This window comes from Microvirga flavescens (genome assembly GCF_003290125.1).
Taxonomy (GTDB): domain Bacteria; phylum Pseudomonadota; class Alphaproteobacteria; order Rhizobiales; family Beijerinckiaceae; genus Microvirga; species Microvirga flavescens.
In genome coordinates this window covers 293,255-311,539 of record NZ_QMKH01000002.1, presented here as the reverse complement: position 1 = coordinate 311,539, position 18,285 = coordinate 293,255, and the positions used below count along the sequence as shown (strand labels likewise).

Annotated in this window: 16 protein-coding genes; 5 read left to right on the top strand and 11 right to left on the bottom strand. The window is 63.5% G+C overall.

The window, feature by feature from the left end; translation table 11 throughout:
* Positions 1-10: 10 nt before the first annotated feature.
* The 5 genes from DQW91_RS06260 to DQW91_RS06240 all read right to left on the bottom strand — a co-directional run bounded on the left by DQW91_RS06260 (position 11) and on the right by DQW91_RS06240 (position 4,576).
* Positions 11-736, bottom strand: a complete 726-nt coding sequence (locus DQW91_RS06260; protein WP_112662728.1) for an ABC transporter permease — start codon at positions 734-736, stop codon at positions 11-13.
* The gene (locus tag DQW91_RS06255) at positions 736-1,458 is read right to left on the bottom strand and encodes an ABC transporter permease (protein WP_281024009.1); all 723 of its coding nucleotides are present in this window, start codon (positions 1,456-1,458) and stop codon (positions 736-738) included. Before DQW91_RS06255 ends, DQW91_RS06260 begins: the two co-directional genes overlap by 1 nt.
* Before the next feature lie 115 nt (positions 1,459-1,573).
* Positions 1,574-2,419 carry a lysine/arginine/ornithine ABC transporter substrate-binding protein gene (locus DQW91_RS06250; protein WP_112662727.1) on the bottom strand — a complete coding sequence of 282 codons (846 nt, stop codon included), beginning with the start codon at positions 2,417-2,419 and terminating at the stop codon, positions 1,574-1,576.
* Between the two features lie 218 nt (positions 2,420-2,637).
* A complete protein-coding gene (locus DQW91_RS06245; protein ID WP_112662726.1) occupies positions 2,638-3,483 on the bottom strand; it encodes a transporter substrate-binding domain-containing protein in 846 nt (281 codons plus the stop codon).
* 247 nt (positions 3,484-3,730) lie between these two features.
* Positions 3,731-4,576, bottom strand: coding sequence for a lysine/arginine/ornithine ABC transporter substrate-binding protein (locus tag DQW91_RS06240; RefSeq protein WP_112662935.1), 846 nt, complete (start codon positions 4,574-4,576; stop codon positions 3,731-3,733).
* A 173-nt stretch (positions 4,577-4,749) separates the two neighbouring features.
* On the opposite strand from DQW91_RS06240, the gene DQW91_RS06235 reads away from it, so the two are divergent.
* From DQW91_RS06235 to DQW91_RS06225, 3 genes are read left to right on the top strand one after another with little or no spacing between them, the layout of a single operon-like run.
* On the top strand, positions 4,750-6,237 hold the full coding sequence (locus DQW91_RS06235; protein ID WP_425373378.1) for an FAD-binding oxidoreductase: 1,488 nt from the start codon (positions 4,750-4,752) through the stop codon (positions 6,235-6,237).
* Positions 6,234-7,157 (top strand): sugar kinase, encoded by a 924-nt coding sequence (locus DQW91_RS06230; RefSeq protein ID WP_112662725.1) that lies wholly within the window; start codon positions 6,234-6,236, stop codon positions 7,155-7,157. Before DQW91_RS06235 ends, DQW91_RS06230 begins: the two co-directional genes overlap by 4 nt.
* Positions 7,158-7,166: 9 nt before the next feature.
* Entirely contained in the window at positions 7,167-8,234 is a 1,068-nt protein-coding gene (locus DQW91_RS06225) for an acyltransferase family protein (protein WP_245410922.1), read from the top strand.
* On the opposite strand, the gene DQW91_RS06220 is transcribed toward DQW91_RS06225, so the two are convergent.
* Positions 8,218-8,697, bottom strand: coding sequence for a YbaK/EbsC family protein (locus DQW91_RS06220; RefSeq protein ID WP_112662724.1), 480 nt, complete (start codon positions 8,695-8,697; stop codon positions 8,218-8,220). The genes DQW91_RS06225 and DQW91_RS06220 overlap by 17 nt on opposite strands.
* A gap of 16 nt (positions 8,698-8,713) precedes the next feature.
* Positions 8,714-9,619, bottom strand: a complete 906-nt coding sequence (locus DQW91_RS06215; RefSeq protein ID WP_112662932.1) for a metallophosphoesterase family protein — start codon at positions 9,617-9,619, stop codon at positions 8,714-8,716.
* A gap of 424 nt (positions 9,620-10,043) precedes the next feature.
* Here DQW91_RS06215 and DQW91_RS06210 point away from each other — a divergent pair, with 424 nt between their 5' ends.
* Together DQW91_RS06210 and DQW91_RS06205 are read left to right on the top strand one after the other, a co-directional pair.
* Complete coding sequence (locus tag DQW91_RS06210; protein WP_112662723.1) at positions 10,044-10,529, top strand: NUDIX domain-containing protein; 486 nt, start codon at positions 10,044-10,046, stop codon at positions 10,527-10,529.
* A gap of 185 nt (positions 10,530-10,714) precedes the next feature.
* On the top strand, positions 10,715-11,218 hold the full coding sequence (locus DQW91_RS06205) for a GNAT family N-acetyltransferase (protein WP_112662722.1): 504 nt from the start codon (positions 10,715-10,717) through the stop codon (positions 11,216-11,218).
* On the opposite strand, the gene DQW91_RS06200 is transcribed toward DQW91_RS06205, so the two are convergent.
* From DQW91_RS06200 to DQW91_RS06185, 4 genes are read right to left on the bottom strand one after another with little or no spacing between them, the layout of a single operon-like run.
* Positions 11,219-13,288 carry a hypothetical protein gene (locus DQW91_RS06200; RefSeq protein WP_112662721.1) on the bottom strand — a complete coding sequence of 690 codons (2,070 nt, stop codon included), beginning with the start codon at positions 13,286-13,288 and terminating at the stop codon, positions 11,219-11,221.
* A gap of 14 nt (positions 13,289-13,302) precedes the next feature.
* A complete protein-coding gene (locus tag DQW91_RS06195; RefSeq protein WP_112662720.1) occupies positions 13,303-16,107 on the bottom strand; it encodes a DUF4159 domain-containing protein in 2,805 nt (934 codons plus the stop codon).
* 3 nt (positions 16,108-16,110) lie between these two features.
* Complete coding sequence (locus DQW91_RS06190; protein ID WP_112662719.1) at positions 16,111-17,037, bottom strand: DUF58 domain-containing protein; 927 nt, start codon at positions 17,035-17,037, stop codon at positions 16,111-16,113.
* A gap of 11 nt (positions 17,038-17,048) precedes the next feature.
* On the bottom strand, positions 17,049-18,065 hold the full coding sequence (locus DQW91_RS06185; protein ID WP_112662931.1) for an AAA family ATPase: 1,017 nt from the start codon (positions 18,063-18,065) through the stop codon (positions 17,049-17,051).
* Positions 18,066-18,285 lie beyond the last annotated feature (220 nt).

Below are 18,285 nucleotides of genomic sequence, written 5' to 3'. Positions count from 1 at the left end.
GGAAACTCCATTAGACATGCACGGCCTCCACGCTTGCCTTCGGAACCGGCGGGTGACGAAGGTGAGGCGAGAGCCACCATTCCAGCGCCATGATGAGGCGCGTGATGATGAAGTTGAGGATGAGGTAGATCGCACCCGCGACGATGAAGACTTCAACGGCGCGGAATGTCTGCGAGATCAGCTTGGCGGCGATACCGGTGATTTCCATCATGGTGATGATCGAGGCGAGCGATGTCGCCTTCACCATCAGGATCAGCTCGCTGCCATAGGCCGGAAGTGCCTGACGCAATGCGATGGGGAACGTGATGCGGCGGAAGAGCAGGAAGCCCGACATGCCGCAGGCACGGGCGGCCTCGACCTGTTGTGCGGGAACCGCCTGCAGGCCGCCGCGAAAGATCTCGCTCGCATAAGCGCCTGTGTTGAGGGTGAGGGCGAGGATCGCGCACCAGTAGGGCTCGCGGAAGAAGGACCACAGCCCCCATTCCTGCAAGGTGGGGCGGAACTGGCCGAGGCCGTAATAGATCAGGAAGATCTGCACGAGCAACGGCGAGCCGCGGAACACGAACACGTAGCCCTTGGCGAAGGCTTCGAGCACTCTCACCCCTGACATCCGCATGAGCGCGATCAGCATGGCAAGCACCGCGCCGAACGCGACCGATGTGAAAGCGAGGTTCAGCGTCAGCGGAACGCCGCTCAGAAGGCGCAGGAAGGTCTCCTGCATGAATTCGAAATCCATCAGGAAGCCCTCCGGATGCCGCGCATGGAGTAGGTTTCCGCGCGCTGGAACAACGTCGTCGAGACCCAGGTGATGAGGAGGTACAGGATCGCCGCCGTGAGATAGAAATCGAAGGGGCGTCGCGTCGAGCCCGCCGCGATATGCGACTGGCGCAGAAGCTCGACGAGGCCCGTCACCGAGATGAGGGCGGATTCCTTGAGGATCAGCTGCCAGGTGTTGCCGAGGCCTGGAATGGCATAGCGCAGCACCTGCGGAGCGACGACACGGCGGAACATCAGCCAGCGGTGCATGCCGACCGAGCGTGCCGCCTCGAGTTCGCCACGGCTGACCACCTGGAAAGCCCCGCGGAAAACTTCCGCCTGATAGGCGCCGGAGACAATGCCGATGGCGATGGCGCCGGTGACGAAGGCGGGCATGCCGATGAAGCCTTCCGCGCCGAAAAGGCTGCCGATGGCGCCGAGCGCCGCACTGCCGCCGAAGTAGAAGAGGTAGATGACGAGAAGGTCGGGAATGCCGCGAAGAACCGTCGTGTAGCCGTCCGCGAGAGAGCGGGCGACGATGCTCGATGAGAGCTTGGCCCAGGCGACCAGAGTGCCGATGACGGCTCCGGCGATAAAGCCGCAAAGGGCGACGGCCAGCGTCATCCCCGTGGCGATCAGAAGGGCATTGCCCCATCCGTTCGGTCCAAAGCCGATGAGTTCGAAATAGCTCAGCTGTTGCACGCGTTCGATGTCCTGCAGTTTGTCAGCCCGATGGCCCGGAACCGAAGGGTGGCGCAAAGGCGCACTTTCGATCTTCAGGGCGTACGGAAAGACGAAGTTACTTGAGCGTGAGGTCTCAGCCCTGGGGGGACATGTCGACCTTGAACCACTTCTGGGTCAGCTTCTGGATCGTGCCGTCGGCGATGGCGGCTTGAATCGCCGTGTCGAAGGCGGTCTTGAGCTCCGCATCATCCTTGCGCAGGCCGACAGCGACCCCACGGCCGAGCACGCCGCCCGAAACGCCGGCGCCGGCGATCATCATGTTCTTGAACTCAGGCTGGTCGATGGTCGCCTTCAAGGACGAATGGGCGGCGAAGATCGCGTCCACGCGGCCGGCGGCCATGTCGAGATCATGCTGCTCGGTGGTCTTGTATTCGCGGATCGTGGCCGTGTCCTTGAAGTACTTTTCAAGGAAGGCGAGGTTCACCGTAGCAGTCTGGGTTCCCACGGTCTTGCCCTTGAGGAGGGCCTTCCACTCGCCGATGATTTTTTCGGCGGCGGCAGGGTCCTTGTCGAAATTGACCCGCTCGCCCGTGCCGGCGAGCTTGGCCAGCGGCGAATCCTTCATTGTCGCGAAGCCGTGGAGGCCGGAGGCATAGGGACGGGAAAAGGCGATCACTTCGAGCCTTTTATCCGTGATGTTCATGCCGGCCATGATAGCGTCGTATTTCTTGGCGTTGAGGGCGGGGATGATGCCGTCCCAATCCTGAGAAACGATCTCGCAGGTTACCTTCATGCGGGCGCACAGGTCGTTGGCGAGATCGATCTCGAAGCCTTCGAGCTTGCCGCCGGCGCCGGTGAAGTTCCACGGGGCGTAAGCGCCTTCGGTTGCGATCTTCACGGTTTTGGTTTGGGCCGCCGCGCCACTGATGGCGAGGGCGGACGCCAGGATGCCGAGGCCGATTGCCTTGAAAATTTTCATCGTCGTTCCTCTGTCAGGCTTTGTTGACGCCTTTTTTTGATGGGGAGCCTGTTACCGGCAACTTCCGTCAGGCACAGCTAACAGACAAAGCGGAGCGGAGCGCAAGCCCAATCCTGTTGAAGGTGTGGGCGTACCTGACGCTTTTTCGTCGCAACTGCCCCTGATCATGCAAAAAAAGGCGCGACCGAAGCCGCGCCTTTTTTCGTTCCAGGTACCCATCAGCTCCTGGGAGCGATGTCGATTTTGAACCACTTCTTGGAGAGCTTGGTGATCGTGCCGTCCGCAACGGCAGCGCGGATGGCCTCGTCGAAGCCCTTCTTCAGCTCGACGTCGCCCTTGCGGACGCCGACGCCGACGCCGTTGCCGAGCATGCCGCCGGTGATCGACGGGCCGACCATCACGTAGTCCTTGAACTCCGGCTTCTCGAGGGTGCCGATGATGGCGGTCGAATCGGCGAGAACCGCGTCGATACGGCCGGCGGCGAGATCGAGGTCGTGCTGCTCGGTGGTCTTGTATTCGCGGACGTCAGCCGTGCCCTTGAAGTACTTGTCGGCGAAGGCGGCGTGGATCGTCGAACCCTGAACGCCGATGGTCTTGCCCTTGAGCACGGGCTTCACGGCGTCGATAGCCTTCTCGGCGGCTTCCTTCTGGCTGTTGAGGCTGAAAGCCTCGCCCGTGCCCGGCATCTTGGCGAGCGGCGAGCTCTTGGCGACCAGGAAGCCGTTCGGCGAGTTGGCGTAGGACACCGAGAAGTCGATGACCTTCTTGCGCTCGTCGGTGATGCTCATGCCCGCCATGATGGCGTCGTACTTCTTGGCGTTGAGGGCGGGGATGATGCCGTCCCAATCCTGGGCGACCATTTCGCACTTGATCTTCATGCGGGCGCACAGGTCGTTGGCGAGATCGATCTCGAAGCCTTCCAGCTTGCCGCCCGCGCCGGTGAAGTTCCACGGGGCGTAGGCGCCCTCGGTCGCGATCTTCACGGTCTTGCCCTGAGCCGCTGCGCCGCCGATGGCGAGCGCGGTGCCGACAATGGCCAGGCTGACGGTCTTGATGAATTTCATCGTTGTTCCCTTGTGTTTGGTCCGGTCCGTTCGCACGGAACCTTCTCTTTCGCGGCCTCATCGACCGCGCCGTTGCGCAGTAACTGCCAAAGCCGAGAAAAAGGCAAGAGGGGGGCTTAGTCCCCTTAAGGAGGATTACCAGGTGCCGTTGCGGCACCTGGCAACTCTGCAAAACGGCCATGTAAAAAGGGCGCGGTGGTGAGCCGCGCCCTCGAAAAATCAAGCTTCGTATTGCTCAGCTTGTCGTTCAGCTCTTGGGCGCGATATCGACCTTGAACCACTTCACGGCAAGCTTGCTGATGGTGCCGTCCTTCAGGGCGCTGTCGATGGCTTCGTCGAACATCTTGCGAAGTGCTGCGTCCTCCTTGCGGATGCCGACGCCCACGCCGTCTCCCAGCATGCCGCCGGTGGCGCCTGGACCAACCATCACGTAGTCCTTGAATTCCGGCTTACCGAGCGACTCGACGATGGCGACGGAATCCGCGAGCACGGCGTCGATGCGGCCGGCGGCGAGATCGAGATCATGCGCCTCGGTGGTCTTGTATTCGCGGATATCCGCCACGCCCTTGAAGTACTTTTCGGCATAGGCGGCATGGATCGTCGAACCCTGCACGCCGATAGCCTTGCCCTTGAGGAGAGGCTTGATCGCTTCGAGCACCTTCTCGGTTTCGGCCTTCTGCGTGTCGAGATTATAGGTCTGACCCGTGCCGGGCATCTGGGCGAGGGGCGAGGTCTTCGCGACGAGGAAGCCGTTGGGGCCGTTCGCATACGACCGCGAGAAGCTGATGGCCTTCTGGCGCTCGGGGGTGATGCTCATGCCGGCGATGATGGCGTCGTATTTCTTGGCGGTCAGGCCAGGAATGATGCCATCCCAATCCTGGGCCTTGATCTCGCACTTGACCTTCATGCGCTTGCAAAGATCGTTGGCGAGATCGATCTCGAAGCCGTCGAGCTTGCCGGCGGGTGTCGTGAAATTCCAGGGAGCGTAAGCGCCCTCGGTGGCGATCTTGACGGTCTTGGTCTGGGCGCTCGCGCCGCCGATGGCGAGAGCGGACCCGACAATCGCCAGACTGACGGTTTTGACGAACTTCATCATTGTTCCCTTTGTGGTTCCTTGAGCCCCCGTTGGCGAGGCCTATTTGGTGCGCGGCCTTTCCGGCCTTTTGCGATACAAAGTAACTTCCAATCCCGGAAAAAAAGCAAGAGGGCTTCTTGCGTGGCCTGCATCCTGAAAATCCGGCGTTGCGGGCGGCGCGTCGGGATGCCATGACGACTCTCAAGAGGAACGAGGGAACGGCGACGGGAATGAGCCTGGGGCTGATCGACAAACTCTCCGCGAAGCTGGGTCCGGATGCGGTGATCTCCGATCCCGACCTCATGGCCGGATACCTCGTTGAAACCCGAGGCCTTTATCGCGGGTCGGCGCTTGCCGTGGTTCGACCAAAGAACGCCGAACAAGTTGTCGATGCCGTTAGGGAATGCGCCGAGGCGGGTGTTCCCATCGTGCCGCAGGGCGGCAATACCGGGCTCGTCGGCGGCGGTGTTCCTTTCGGCGGCATTGTTCTCTCCCTCACACGGCTGAATCGCATTCGCGATGTCGATTCTCTCAACGCCACGATCACGGTCGAGGCCGGCTGCATTTTGCAGGACGTGCAGGAAGCCGCCGACAAAGCCGGATGCCTCTTCCCGCTGTCTCTCGCATCCGAAGGTTCCTGCCGCATCGGCGGCAATCTCGCCACCAATGCAGGCGGGACCGCCGTGCTGCGTTACGGCAATATGCGGGAGCTCACACTCGGGCTCGAAGTGGTGCTGGCCGATGGCCGCGTCTGGAACGGCCTGAAAGGTCTGCGTAAGGACAATACGGGCTACGACCTGAAGGACATCTTCATCGGGTCCGAAGGGACGCTCGGCATCATTACCGCTGCGGTCCTGAAGCTGTTCCCCAAGCCGAAAACGCGCGTCACGGCCTTCATCGGCTGCGCCGGGCCGCGCGAGGCGCTTGTTCTCTTCCAACGCTTCCGCGATGCGGTCGGCGACCAGCTCACCGCCTTCGAGTATATTCCGCGCTTCGGGCTGGAGATCGTCCTCAAGCACGCCCCGGGAGCCGTCCGCCCACTGGCCGGGGACTATCCGTCCTACGCGCTGATCGAATTGTCGTCCGCGCAGGAGAATGTTGATCTGCAAGGCGCGTTGGAGTCCATACTCACGCGCGCCATTGAAGAGGGCGTTGTTGCCGATGCCGTTGTCTCGGCGAGCGAAGCGCAGAACCGCGCGCTGTGGAACTTGCGCGAGAGCTTGTCGGAAGTGCAGCGCAAGGAGGGCGGCTCTATCAAGCACGATGTCGCCGTGCCGGTGTCACGCGTCGCCGAGTTCATCGAGGCCGCGACGAAAGCGTGCGAAGCGCAAATGCCCGGCATCCGCGTTTGCGCGTTCGGGCATTTCGGGGACGGCAATATCCACTTCAACCTTTCGCAGCCCGTGGCGATGGAGAAGGAAGCTTTCCTCGCACAGTGGGGCCGCTTCAATCGCATCGTTCATGACATCGTGAACGGCATGAACGGTTCCATCGCGGCAGAGCATGGGATCGGCCTCATCAAGCGCGACGAGCTTGCGCTTTATAAAGATCCCGTCGGGCTCGACCTGATGCGCGCGATCAAGCAGGCTCTCGATCCGAACAGCATTCTCAACCCCGGCAAGGTCATCGCGATGCGCGATCAGGACATTGCGACTTTTCCAGGCGTGAAGCACCCATGAAGGCACTCGACATTCTTGCGCTTGGCGAACCTTTGATGGAATTCGCGGAAACACGGCGGGGCGATGAGAAGCTCTATCTGCCGGGCTTTGGTGGCGACGTGTCCAACACGGCCATCGCCGCGGCGCGCCAAGGTGCGAAGGTCGCGATCTTCACCGCTCTTGGCGACGATGCTTTCGGTAACGATTTTCTGAATTTGTGGGGCCGTGAAGGCGTTGACCGCTCAACCGTCATCCGCCGGAAAGACGGGCGCACCGGTGTCTACTTCATCAGCTACGGCGAGGAAGGGCATGTCTTCTCCTACGCACGCGCCGGTTCCGCTGCGAGTCTCGTGACGGAAGCGGAATTACCGCTTGCGCAGATCGCGGCATCGCGCGTGCTGCATGTCTCGGGCATCAGTCAGGCGATTTCAACTTCCTGCGCCGATGCGGTCTTCGCGGCGATCCGTCATGCGAAGGCGAACGGTACGACGGTCAGCTACGACACCAACTTGCGCCTGCGGCTCTGGCCCCTCGACCGCGCGCGCGCGGTGATCCACGGTGCGGTGGCGCTGAGCGACATCGCGCGCCCGAGCCTTGACGATGCACAGCAACTTACAGGGCTGGAGCGTCCAGAGGATATCTGCACTTTCTATCTCGCACTCGGCTGCAGCATCGTCGTACTCACGATGGGTAAGGCGGGGACGATGGTGAAGACGGAGGACCACCTCGAAGTCGTGCCCGCGCGTCCCGTGAAAGCCGTCGACGCGACAGGAGCGGGAGATACGTTCGGTGGCGCGTTCCTCGCCGATTGGCTCGCCCACGGAGATCCATTCAAGGCGGCGGCTTATGCCAATGCGGCAGCTGCGCTCTCCACGCTCGGTCAGGGTGCGGTTGCACCGATGCCGCGCCGTGAAGACGTGGCGCGCTTTCTGGCGGCTTGAGGAAAGCCGTTGTCGAAGCTCATTCACATTCAATTGCTTCGCGCGCTTGCTGCGCTCGCCGTCGCGTTTCTTCACGCACAGCATGATGCGGCGGACCTTGCCGCGCGCCTTGGTTTCACTTTCTCGCCCCTCGACAACTTTCCCTGGATGGCGGGCGTTGACGTGTTCTTCGTCATCTCCGGCTTCATCATGGTCTATACCTCGCGGGACCTTTTCGCTGCTCCCAGCGGGCGCGGCATCTTTCTGGCGCGGCGCATCGCGCGCATCGTTCCTCTCTACTGGATGGTGACGACGCTTTATGTCGTGGCGGCTTTGGTTGTTCCTGTGCTTGTGCATGGTGGCTTGCCGAGCGTGTGGGCTGTCATTGCGTCCTATCTCTTCATTCCGTTCGACAGGCCGGGGCCGATCCAGCCGATTTACTCGCTCGGATGGACGCTGAACTACGAGATGTTTTTCTACGCTCTTTTCGCGTTCGTCTTGGTCTTGCGCGGACGGGTGGCGCTGCTTGTGCTCGCAGGCGCGCTCATCTCTTTCACGCTCATCGGGCGCGTCGCGAGCCTGCCCCAACCCTTCGCATTCTGGACGGACCCGATCATTCTCGAATTCGCATTCGGCATCGGCCTCGGCTGGCTGCGCGTTCAGGGTGTGACGCTAGCCTTTTTCTGGCGGGCGCTTCTTGCCATCGCGGGCGTGGCGCTTCTCGCGGGCAACGTCTTGGGCCCGCCGAGCGAGATTGGAGCGATACGGTTCGTTGCATGGGGCGTGCCTGCGGCGCTGCTCGTTGCCGCAGCTTCCCTCGGCCCGGAGCGTCCCGCCTCAGCCAATTGGCTCACGCGCTTTGGTGTTCGCGTGGGGGATGTGTCCTACGCCATCTACCTCATCCACCCCTTTGTCATGCGCTCGCTCAGCGAGGCGGTGGCGCGCAGCGGGTGGGGCGCCGTGCTCGGGCCTTGGGGATTTTTCGCGCTCGTGCTGTCAGGAACGCTGGCCGCGAGCTTCGCGGTCCATCTCTGGTTCGAGCGCCCCGTCACCGCCTGGTTGAGGCGGCGGCTCGAGCCTGTCAGGCAACACGGATGACCTTCGCGCCGATGGCGCGGACGAGATCGTTGGGGTTTGAGGAAAAGACCGCGTTGGGCGTTCCCGCCGCCGCCCAGACTGTCGCAAAGTCGAGAAGATCCTGATCGACAAAGGTGTCGAGCGGAGTTTGATGGCCGAACGGCGGAATGCCGCCGATGGCAAAGCCCGTCCAGCCGCGAACCGCATCGGCGTCCGGGCGCGTCAGCGCCTCCCCGATGAGCTTCGCGACGCCGGTCTGATCGACGCGGTTGGAACCGGAGACGAGCAGGAGATAGGGCTTGCCGCTGTCCTTGCCCTGAAACACGAGGGATTTGGCGATCTGCGCCACATTGCAATCGCAGGCCGCCGCCGCTTCCTCCGCCGTGCGCGTCGATTGCGGCATCTCGCGGATTGTGATCGCAAGCCCCAGAGCTTGAGCCGCATCATGAACACGCTTGGCGGCGGGCGGAAGGGCTGCGGTCATGAAACGTTCCCGAAAATCAGGCGATACCGGTTGGCTTGCCGAGGGAGAGCATACCCAGGCCACCGAAGCTGTCATCCGGTCTCAGGCCTCGCAATTCGGCTGAGAGCAGAAAGCCCGTTTCGTCCTGGTCGATGGTGAAGAGGTGATAGCCCGCGCGATGTGAGTGTGTACCACCGCTGGCGGATGCCGAAGGCGCACCGACGACTGGCACGAGACCGCGCGGCCCCTTCAGGTAGGCGAGCGAGCCCACATGGTTGTGCCCGTGGAGAACGAGCTCCGCGCCGACGCGGCGGATCATCGCCTCGAAAGCCGGTGCATCGGTGAGGTTCCGCCCGGGAGTCGTGCCTCCCACATGAGGGGGGTGATGGATCAGCACGATGCGGAAGCAGGAGCGATCCTCGCCAAGCGCGCCGAGGATGCCTTCCGTCTCGCGGAGCTGCTTTTTGCCGAGGCGCCCGCTCGCGACGAAGGGCAGCGTCGGCACGGCGGAGGACAGGCCGATGATCGCGATGGGGCCGTAGCGGCGCACAAAGGGGAATGCGCCCTCGCGCCCGTCATCTCCGCGCGTGAAGGGGGCGACTTCCCGCAGCAACCCTTCGAGCGCGCCGGGAACATAGGCGTCGTGATTGCCGGGCACGAAGGTGACGGTGTCAGGGGTGCCGAGGCTTTCGAGAAACACCCGCGAGGTCTGCCATTCGCTCGGCAGGCCGATATTGCAGGTGTCGCCGGTGCAGGCGATGTGGTCGGGCGCCTGCGCCCGAATGTCCGCCACCAGCGCCGCGAGGAGCTCCATGTCGTGCAGGTCTCGGCGGCTGCGCTGCCAGTTGAACCAGCCGGTGACGCGCTTGTTCAGAAGCTGGCGCAGTTGCGGGCGCGGCAGGGGCCCCACATGGGGATCGGTCAGATGGGCGAGACGGAACATGACAACCGGGGTCGTGAAAGTGCGCGAGAGTTCGCCGCTTCCTGCTGCCCCGTCAAGCGCGGCCGGGGAAAAGGCCGCCGATTTTGGTCCGTAAAAAAGCAAATGGCCGGGCAGGCCCGGCCAAATAACAGAATCTCGCGATTTTGAGCCGCGGTCGCAGGTCTTGGCTTAGTACTGCGCGCCCGGGATCAGCGTCGAGTAGATCGTACGGTCGTCGAGATCGAGCGCGGGCGACCACGAGAAGCGGGCCGAGCGGCTCAGGCTGGAGAGGATGAAGGAGAGAAACATTGGAAGCGCCTTTTAAGTTGGCGCTGTCATAGGCCCGCGTAAGTTGCGGGTCACGCGCTCAATTTACCGAGCAGATATGCAACTTTGGTATGACTGGTTCAGAATTCTGTAATCTTTTCGTGCTGAGCTGCCCGTTATGCCTGCCTCCCGCTTGCTCCGCTTCATCCCAGAAACGCTCCTCCGGCGGGTTCTCCATACCTTTTGGCGGTTCTCTCGCGGGCTGACCGTCGGCGTCCGGGCCGTGGCGATCGATCCCGAGGGCAGGGTCTGCCTGATCCGGCACACCTATATCGCTGGCTGGCACCTTCCAGGCGGCGGGGTCGAGGCCGGGGAAACGGTCATCGCGGCGCTGGAGCGCGAGTTGCGCGAGGAAGCCGGCATCGTCGCGACGGGCGATTTCGAGCTCCACGGCATCTTTTATAACGAGCGGGTTTCCCGGCGCGACCATGTGCTTGTCTATGTGGTTCGGCACTTCACATCGCCCGGCGAGAAGAAGCCGGACAAGGAAATCGCGGAAATGGGCTTTTTCGCCCCCGATGCGCTGCCGGAAGGGACGAGCGCTGCCACCCGCCGGAGGCTCGCCGAGATATTCGCGGGGCAGCCGCGCATCCTCACCTGGTGAGAATGTTTGCGCCCGCCCGTGAACGCTGCTAGAGCAATGCGCCCAAGCGGTGCGGCGTCAAGAAGACCCGCATCGGACACACAACAGGAAACGACCCGGCTTCATGAAGGCAGAGCGGACATTGCGACGACGAAACGGCTGACGTTTTCCGCCGTTCCCATTGCCATGTCTTTGCGAGTCTGCCCGTGACCGAGCTGTCGTTGATCATCCGTCCCGAACTCCCTGTCGATTCCGACGCTATCGAGCGTCTGCACGAGCGCACGTTCGGCCCCGGCCGTTTCGCCCGCACAGCCTCGCGTCTGCGGGAAGGCGCGTCTCATGACATGACGCTGTCCTTCACCGCGCTGGTCGGCACCCTGCTCGTCGGCTCGATCCGTCTAACGCCGATCACGGCGGGCACGAAACCGGCCTTCATGCTCGGCCCGCTGACGGTGGAGCCGGCTTTCGAGAATCGCGGCATCGGCGGCGCGCTCATGCGCCGTTCCATCGACGCCGCACGGGAGAAGGGGCATTCCCTGATCCTGCTTGTGGGCGACGAGCCCTATTACAAGCGCTTCGGCTTCAAGCGGATTCCATACCATCAGCTGACGCTGCCTGGCCCGGTCAATCTCGACAGGTTCCTCGCGCTCGAACTCGTCGAGGGCGCGTTGGCGGAGGCGCGCGGACCCGTGACGCCGCGTCCGGAATAATCAGGAACTGCGCCGCCCTTCGAGAACCCAGGCGGCAAGGGTCGAACCCAGAAGAAGCACCAGTCCCAGGAACCCGAGGGCCACGGGGAACACGGAAACCCCGTGTACCACGGCGCTGTTGCTGGGCCTGAAGCCGATCCAGTCGCTGCCCGTAAAGCGGGAGCCTGAACGCACGCTCGTCAGGCGTGGCACAATCACGTCCGTTCCCTCCGCAAGACGGCGCACGGAGCCGCCGGTGGCGGCGACGACCGGGAGCAGTGCCTCAGTATTGCTGAACACGTCGGCAAGCTCGCGCGGGTTCGCCGGTCCAAGGCTCACGAAAGCGATCAACTTGCCCGAGCGCAGAGTGTGCAGGCCGAGTTCCGGGCTCTCGAAACTGGCGCTGAAGAGCCCCGGACGCTCTTCGTTGAGAAGGATCGTCCGTTCCGTTCCACTCGGTGCGGTCAGGGTCACGGGATCGGGGAGATCCTGCATCGTCTGCCGTTCAATCCTGATCGTCTGCCCGCGTGCAGAGGCGCGCAGGGCCTCCTCCTCAAGTGCGGGCTCCTTCATCAGCCAATGCGCCAGCCGGCGCAGCAGGTCGAGATGTGGACCGCCCTCGCGGTAGCCGCGCGCCCAGAGCCAGGCATGGTCGGAAAGGAGAAGCGCGACGCGCCCTTTCTCCTCGCGCCGCAGCACCAGCAACGGCAGATCGCCCGCACCGGACATGAGTGTCGAACCTGTTTGAACCTGCGCGCCGATGATCCGCAACCACTCGCCCCAGGCGGGTGGATTGAATTCCGACCCCGGCAGGTCTCGCGTGACGGGATGGCGTGTTCCGGTGTTCGTCAGGCGCGCCTTGTAAGGCTCTTCGAGGATGCGCCCATCCGGGCGTCCGGGAATGATCGAGGCAAGGCGTGTTTGCGCGAGGCTGCCATAGCCCGTGAACTCGGGACCGGCGGCGATGAGAACCGCGCCGCCTTCCGCCACATAGCGCGCGATGTTTTCGAAATAGACCGGCGGCAGAACCGCGCTCTGATTCGCGTAGCGGTCGAAGATGATGAGGTCGAATTCCTTGATCTTGTTCTGGAACAACTCGCGCGAGGGAAATGCGATCAGCGACAACTCGTTGATCGGCGTGCCGTCCTGCTTTTCCGGCGGGCGTAGAATGGTGAAGTGAACGAGATCGACATTCGCATCCGACTTCAGAAGGTTGCGCCATGTCCGCTCGCCGGCGTGCGGTTCGCCGGAGACGAGCAGTACGCGAAGTTTTTCGCGGATGCCCTCGATGGTGATGACCGCGCGGTTGTTGGCCTGCGTGAGTTCGTTGGGAAGGCTCTCCACTTCAAGCTCGATGACGTTCGGCCCACCGTGCTCGATCTTCACGGGGAAGGAGAAAGGCGCATCGGTGCGGATGCGCTGTTGCGCGAACAGCTGTCCGTCGCGGCGCACGGTCAGGATGGCCGAGCCCGTGCCGCCGCGCTCCTGCACTTCGGCGCGGATGGTCTGCTCTTTGCCGACGATGCCGAAGCGCGGCGCTTCGATCAGCTTGATCTGCCGGTCCCGCTCGTCAGGATGGCCGGTGATGAGCGCGTGAAGAGGGGCCTTGAAGCCTAGGCTTTCGAGAGAGGGTGGAATGTCGTGAACGACGCCGTCCGTCACCATCACGATGCCGGCGAGCCTGTCGGGTGGCACATCGACGAGGCTGTTCGAGAGCGCGCTGAAAAGGCGTGTACCGTCATCGCCGGGACTGTCGGGAACATCGATGAAGCGCGGCTCGACATCGGTGAGAGAACCGAAACGGCGCTGCAACTCGTCCCGCACGCGGTCCGTCATTGCGCGCCTGTCGCCGAGAGTCTGTGATGTGGAGCGGTCGACGACGACGGCGACGATATCCTTGACCTTCTCGCGCTCCTCCTGAACGAACGACGGATTGGCGAGCGCGAGAAGAAGGATGGCGAGAGCAAGCGCGCGGATCCCGGCAAGCGCACCGCGCGAGACGAACGCGACAAGCGCCAGCAGCGCTGCAACAATACCGAGCGCCCAAAGCGCGTATTCCGGAACGAGAGGGGAGAAGCTCAAGGAGATCATGCCGCGCGCTCTCCCTACTGCCCAAGCCGTTGGAGGAGATCAGGCACATGCACCTGATCGGCCTTGTAGTTGCCGGTCAGCGTGTACATGACGATGTTGATGCCACCGCGAAAGGCCATCTCACGTTGGCGGATATCGCCGCCGACCACAGGATAAAGCGCCTCGCCACGCGGGCCGACGGCCCAGGCGCTGGCGAGATCGTTCGAGGTGATGATGATCGGCGACACGCCATCGCCGGAGCGTGCCGGGCCCGTCGTCTCCCCCTCCGCGGGAGGCGCAAGCGCCTCGATCCAGGTTTGGCCCGTGGCGTAACGGCCGGGGAAGGCATCGAGAAGATAGAACGTCTTCGTCAGGACGTGGTCGCGCGGCACGGGCTCGAGTTCGGGAATGTCGAGCGTTGCGAGCATGCGGCGCAGAGATTGCGCTTCCGGCGTCGAACCTCCGCTTCGTCCAAGGCCAAAGGCGTCGCGGGTGTCGAAAATCACCGTGCCGCCGTTCTTCATAAAGGCGTCGAGCTTGCGAATGGCCTCCTCGGACAGGATCGGTCTGTCGGCGACGATGGGCCAATAGAGAAGGGGATAGAAGGCAAGTTCATCCCGCGCGGGATCGACGCCGATAGGATCACCCGGTTGCAGCGATGTGCGCAGGCCGATCACCTGCGTGAGGCCCTTCAGTCCCGCCTGACTGATCGCATCCACCTTCGCATCGCCCGTAATCACATAGGCAAGCCGTGTCACGAGCGCGGGCGAGATGGTGTTGCGGTCGATGGGTGGCAGGCTTTCCTGCGCGCGCGCATCATGGGCGGGAAAGGCGATGAGCGACATCGCGACAAAGAGGGCCGCGCTTGCACCGGAGCGGCGAAGACGCGCGGGCAGGGCCGCCAGTTGTCCGCCGAGCCAGAGCGAGGCGAGGGTGTCGATGAGGAAAAGGATCAGCGCGAGCATCAGGAGAGGCGGACGAAGATCGATGGTCTTTTCCCCGACCAACGCCGAGACTTTTGCGTTCAGGCGACCGTAGTCGAGAGGTGCCAAATGGTCATTGCGAACGAGCGCATTCACCGCAAGGCTTGCATCGGCAGGGCCGTAGAACCCAGCGGGGTGCTCTTCGGTCGCGCGTTGCACATAATCGCGCGGAACGGCGCGCGCTTGAATCGGCGGCGTCATCAGGACGCCAAATCCGTCGAGCGTCACGCGCGGCGCGAGGAGCTCCTTGTCGGGTTTCCCCGCTTCCGCGCCTAACTCAACCGATGTCGGCGCGAGAGCCGTGATCCGGCGCAGCATGTCGACGAACAGGCCGGACAGCGGCAGGTTGGACCAGTTGGTGTTAGCGGTGACGTGAAAGAGAACGATCAAACCGTTGCCTCGCCTGTCGGCGGTGACGATGGGCGTGCCATCCTCCAGCGCGGCCCAGGTTTTGGCGGCAAGATCGCCTTCAGGCTCCGCGAGAATCTGGCGGCGCACGCCGATTTCGGAGGGAACCGTGAGGCCGAAGAAAGGGCTCTCGCGCATGAATGGGGCCAGCGTGCGCGGCGTATCCCACGAGAGCGCGCCGCCGAGATTGCGGCCACCGCGCCGCAGGCGCACCGGCACGAGCTCGTCGCTGTTGGCAACAAGGCGCGACCCGGCAAAGCGCAGGAGAAGCCCGCCGCGCTCGACATAGTCCTTCACCTTCGCGAGCGTGTCGGGATCGAACCCGCCGACATCGGCAAGAACGAGCACTGAAGCCTGTTCGTCGATGAGCTGACTGACGGCCTCCGCCACCGCGCCGCGTCCCTCGCGAACCTCCGCATAAGGGCTAAGCGCCCTAGAGATGTAATAGGTCGGCGCAAGGAGCGGCTGTGACTGATCGACGGTTCCACCGAACACGATGCCGACACGTTTTCGCTTGCCGCTTTCATCGACGAGCGTCACTGCCCCGGCAGACCTCTCTCCCAGGATTTCGATGCGCGAGATGGCGTTGCGCACTTCGAGCGGAACCTTGAACGATGCTTCGCTCTCAACGGCGCTCGATGCGAAGCGGAAGTTTGTATCGGCGAGCGGCAAGCCTTTCTGATCGAGCGCTCGGATGATGCCGCCGTCGCGCCCGTTTGCTTCGGCGCGGATAACGCGGACCTTCAATTCATCCGCTTCATTCGCAACCCCGGTGAGCGCCAGCACGGGCGTGCGGTCAGCCTTGAGAACGGTGACCAGATGGTTTGTGACGAGAGGGGCAAGGTCGTCGATGAAAGCCTGTGCGTCGAGGCCGCGCACGCCGTCGCTGATCCACACGATTTCGGCATCGGGCGTTGCCGTCAGGAATTGCCTGATCGGCTCGATCAGGTTTCTTCGGTCGGCGAGATAGGGCTGCGGCTTGAAACTGCGAAGACGCTCGAGCGCGGAAGCGGGGTCCGCCAATTCAATGTTGGGCGCGCGCGCGGCGGTGCTCGCAACGGCGACAGCGCGGCCTTCCCTGCCTGCGGCCTCGATCCGAGCCGTAGCAAGATCGATCCGCTCCACCCAATCGTGCGCGGCGGTGAAGCCGTTATCGACGATAAGCAGAACGGGGCCGCGCCCTTCGCTCACCGGCAGCGGATTCCAGACCGGCCCGGCGGCGGCGAAAATCAACAATGCTGCGAGCGTAAGACGCAGAAGCAACAACCACCAGGGCGTGCGCGCGGGCGTCTCGCGCCGCGGCAGAAGATCAGAAAGAATTTTCAGCGGCGGAAAATCGATGCGCTTTGGTTGCGGCGGCGTCACGCGCAAGAGAAGCCAGATGGCCGGAAGCGCGATCAAGGCAGTGAGGACGAGAGGAACAGCGAAGGTGAGCGGAAGGCCGAACATGATCTAGCGCCCCTTCAAACCGACGCCACGGGACGCCGTAACGAGGGTGATGAGGCGAAGCGCGGCTTCGCTCGCGGGGCGGTCCGTGCGGTGGATCGTCAAGGACCAACCGCGCCGCCGCGCTAGATCCTCCACCGCTTCGCGATGCGTCGTGATCCGTTCGCGATACGAGCGCCCCCATTCGGCGGCATCGCCCACGCGTAAGGAAATGCCGGCTTCGAGATCGCGCAGCTCCGCCTGCCCGTGGAACGGAAAGCTCTCCTCCACCGGATCGACGATCATCACGAGATGTCCGCGCGCGCCGCGGCTCGAAATGGCTTCGATCTTCGCGGCGATGTCGCCCAGCGGTGAGAGAAAGTCGCCGATGAGAATGGCCTCGTCCTGCGTCGCTACTGGGATCTGCGGCGGTAGATCGTCCTCAAGCGAGGCGCGATCCGTCACGATGGCCTCGGCCATCGTTTCCGCAATGTGGCGCGTGGCGCGTGGTGGCATGAGGCCGAGAAGGCCGACACGCTCGCCGCCATCCACGAAGGTGTCCGCAAGCGCAAGGCCGAGCACGAGCGCGCGTTCGATCTTCGATGTCTGTGCGAGATCCGATGCGAAGCCCATCGAGGCGGAACGGTCGATCCAGAACCAGATGGTCTGCGCCGTCTCCCATTCCCGTTCGCGGACATAAAGCCGGTCGTCGCGGCCCGAGCGGCGCCAGTCGATCCGCTGCGCCGCTTCGCCCGTGACGAATGGACGGAACTGCCAGAACGTTTCGCCCATGCCGGCGCGCCGGCGTCCGTGAATGCCGTGCGCGAGCGTGGCCGCGACGCGCCGCGCTTCGAGCAGAACGCGCGGCATACGGCTTGCGAGCGAAAGAGCCTCGCGTGTTTCACGCGCGGTGGGGGAACGGCTTTCCTCGGGAAGGACCCTGACGCGGGCCATGACGCCTTCCCTCAAGCGCCGAGCCGCGCCGTCAGGCGAGCGATGATGGCGGGGATCGTTTCTCCATCCGCCCGCGCGGCGAAGGTGAGCGCCATGCGGTGCTTGAGCACGGGCTCGGCCAGCGCCACCACATCCGCGATGGAGGGTGCGACGCGTCCCTCGATCAACGCGCGTGCTCGCACGGCGAGCATCAGCGCCTGACTGGCGCGCGGTCCCGGACCCCAGAGAAGCTTGTCGGAAACGCCCGCGATGGATTCCCCTTCCGGACGCGCTGCGCGGACGAGGTCGAGAATGGCTTCGACGACGCTCTCGCCCACGGGGAGACGGCGCACGAGGCGCTGCGCGTTCATCAGGCCGTCGGCGCTCATCACGGTCGAAGGCTTGCGGTCGTCGACGCCCGTGGTTTCAATGAGAATGCGCCGCTCCGCTTCGCGGTCCGGATAGCTCACATCGATCTGCAGCAGGAAACGGTCGAGCTGCGCTTCCGGCAGGGGATAGGTGCCTTCCTGCTCGATGGGGTTTTGCGTCGCCAGAACGTGGAAGGGCTGCGGAAGATCGTGCCGCTCGCCGCCGACGGAAACGTGATGCTCCTGCATCGCCTGCAGTAGGGCCGATTGCGTGCGCGGACTCGCGCGGTTGATTTCGTCCGCCATCAGAAGCTGCGCGAAAACTGGGCCTTTCACGAACCGGAACGAGCGGCGCCGGTCGGCCCCTTCATCAAGAATCTCAGAACCGATGATGTCGGAGGGCATCAGGTCCGGCGTGAACTGGACACGCCGCGCATCGAGGCCGAGCACCGTGCCCAGCGTCTCCACGAGCTTGGTCTTGGCAAGACCCGGCACGCCGACGAGAAGGCCGTGGCCGCCTGCGAGCAGGGTGATGAGGCTCAGGTCAACCACGTCTTCCTGGCCGAAGATGACGGTGTGAATCGCCTCACGCGCCCGCCCGACGGTTTCAAGCGCGGCCTCGGCGTTCTGAACGATGGCGTCGTCGAGAGTCGTGGGCGCTTGCGCTGTGCTGGCCGTCATCGGGATCTCCTCATCACCGTCGCCCCGTTCCCAGTGTGCCTTCCCTTGCGCATCGGATGCAAGCGGGTCGTTGCGCCGCAGAAAGGGCAAGGAGAACTGGCAATGAGAACTGGACCGCGCGTCTTTTGCTTCTATGCTTCAAACCGTGCCGGGAAACCGAATTTCCTTTGGCCCGATCTTGCTCTAGCAAGTAGCAAAGATTTCACACCCGTCGATCCTT

Coding starts and splice junctions, on each gene's coding strand:
- DQW91_RS06260 (WP_112662728.1), bottom strand. CDS start 736: ATGGATTTCGAATTCATGCAGGAGACCTTCCTGCGCCTTCTGAGCGGC.
- DQW91_RS06250 (WP_112662727.1), bottom strand. CDS start 2,419: ATGAAAATTTTCAAGGCAATCGGCCTCGGCATCCTGGCGTCCGCCCTC.
- DQW91_RS06245 (WP_112662726.1), bottom strand. CDS start 3,483: ATGAAATTCATCAAGACCGTCAGCCTGGCCATTGTCGGCACCGCGCTC.
- DQW91_RS06240 (WP_112662935.1), bottom strand. CDS start 4,576: ATGAAGTTCGTCAAAACCGTCAGTCTGGCGATTGTCGGGTCCGCTCTC.
- DQW91_RS06235 (WP_425373378.1), top strand. CDS start 4,750: ATGACGACTCTCAAGAGGAACGAGGGAACGGCGACGGGAATGAGCCTG.
- DQW91_RS06230 (WP_112662725.1), top strand. CDS start 6,234: ATGAAGGCACTCGACATTCTTGCGCTTGGCGAACCTTTGATGGAATTC.
- DQW91_RS06220 (WP_112662724.1), bottom strand. CDS start 8,697: ATGACCGCAGCCCTTCCGCCCGCCGCCAAGCGTGTTCATGATGCGGCT.
- DQW91_RS06215 (WP_112662932.1), bottom strand. CDS start 9,619: ATGTTCCGTCTCGCCCATCTGACCGATCCCCATGTGGGGCCCCTGCCG.
- DQW91_RS06210 (WP_112662723.1), top strand. CDS start 10,044: ATGCCTGCCTCCCGCTTGCTCCGCTTCATCCCAGAAACGCTCCTCCGG.
- DQW91_RS06200 (WP_112662721.1), bottom strand. CDS start 13,288: ATGATCTCCTTGAGCTTCTCCCCTCTCGTTCCGGAATACGCGCTTTGG.
- DQW91_RS06195 (WP_112662720.1), bottom strand. CDS start 16,107: ATGTTCGGCCTTCCGCTCACCTTCGCTGTTCCTCTCGTCCTCACTGCC.
- DQW91_RS06190 (WP_112662719.1), bottom strand. CDS start 17,037: ATGGCCCGCGTCAGGGTCCTTCCCGAGGAAAGCCGTTCCCCCACCGCG.
- DQW91_RS06185 (WP_112662931.1), bottom strand. CDS start 18,065: ATGACGGCCAGCACAGCGCAAGCGCCCACGACTCTCGACGACGCCATC.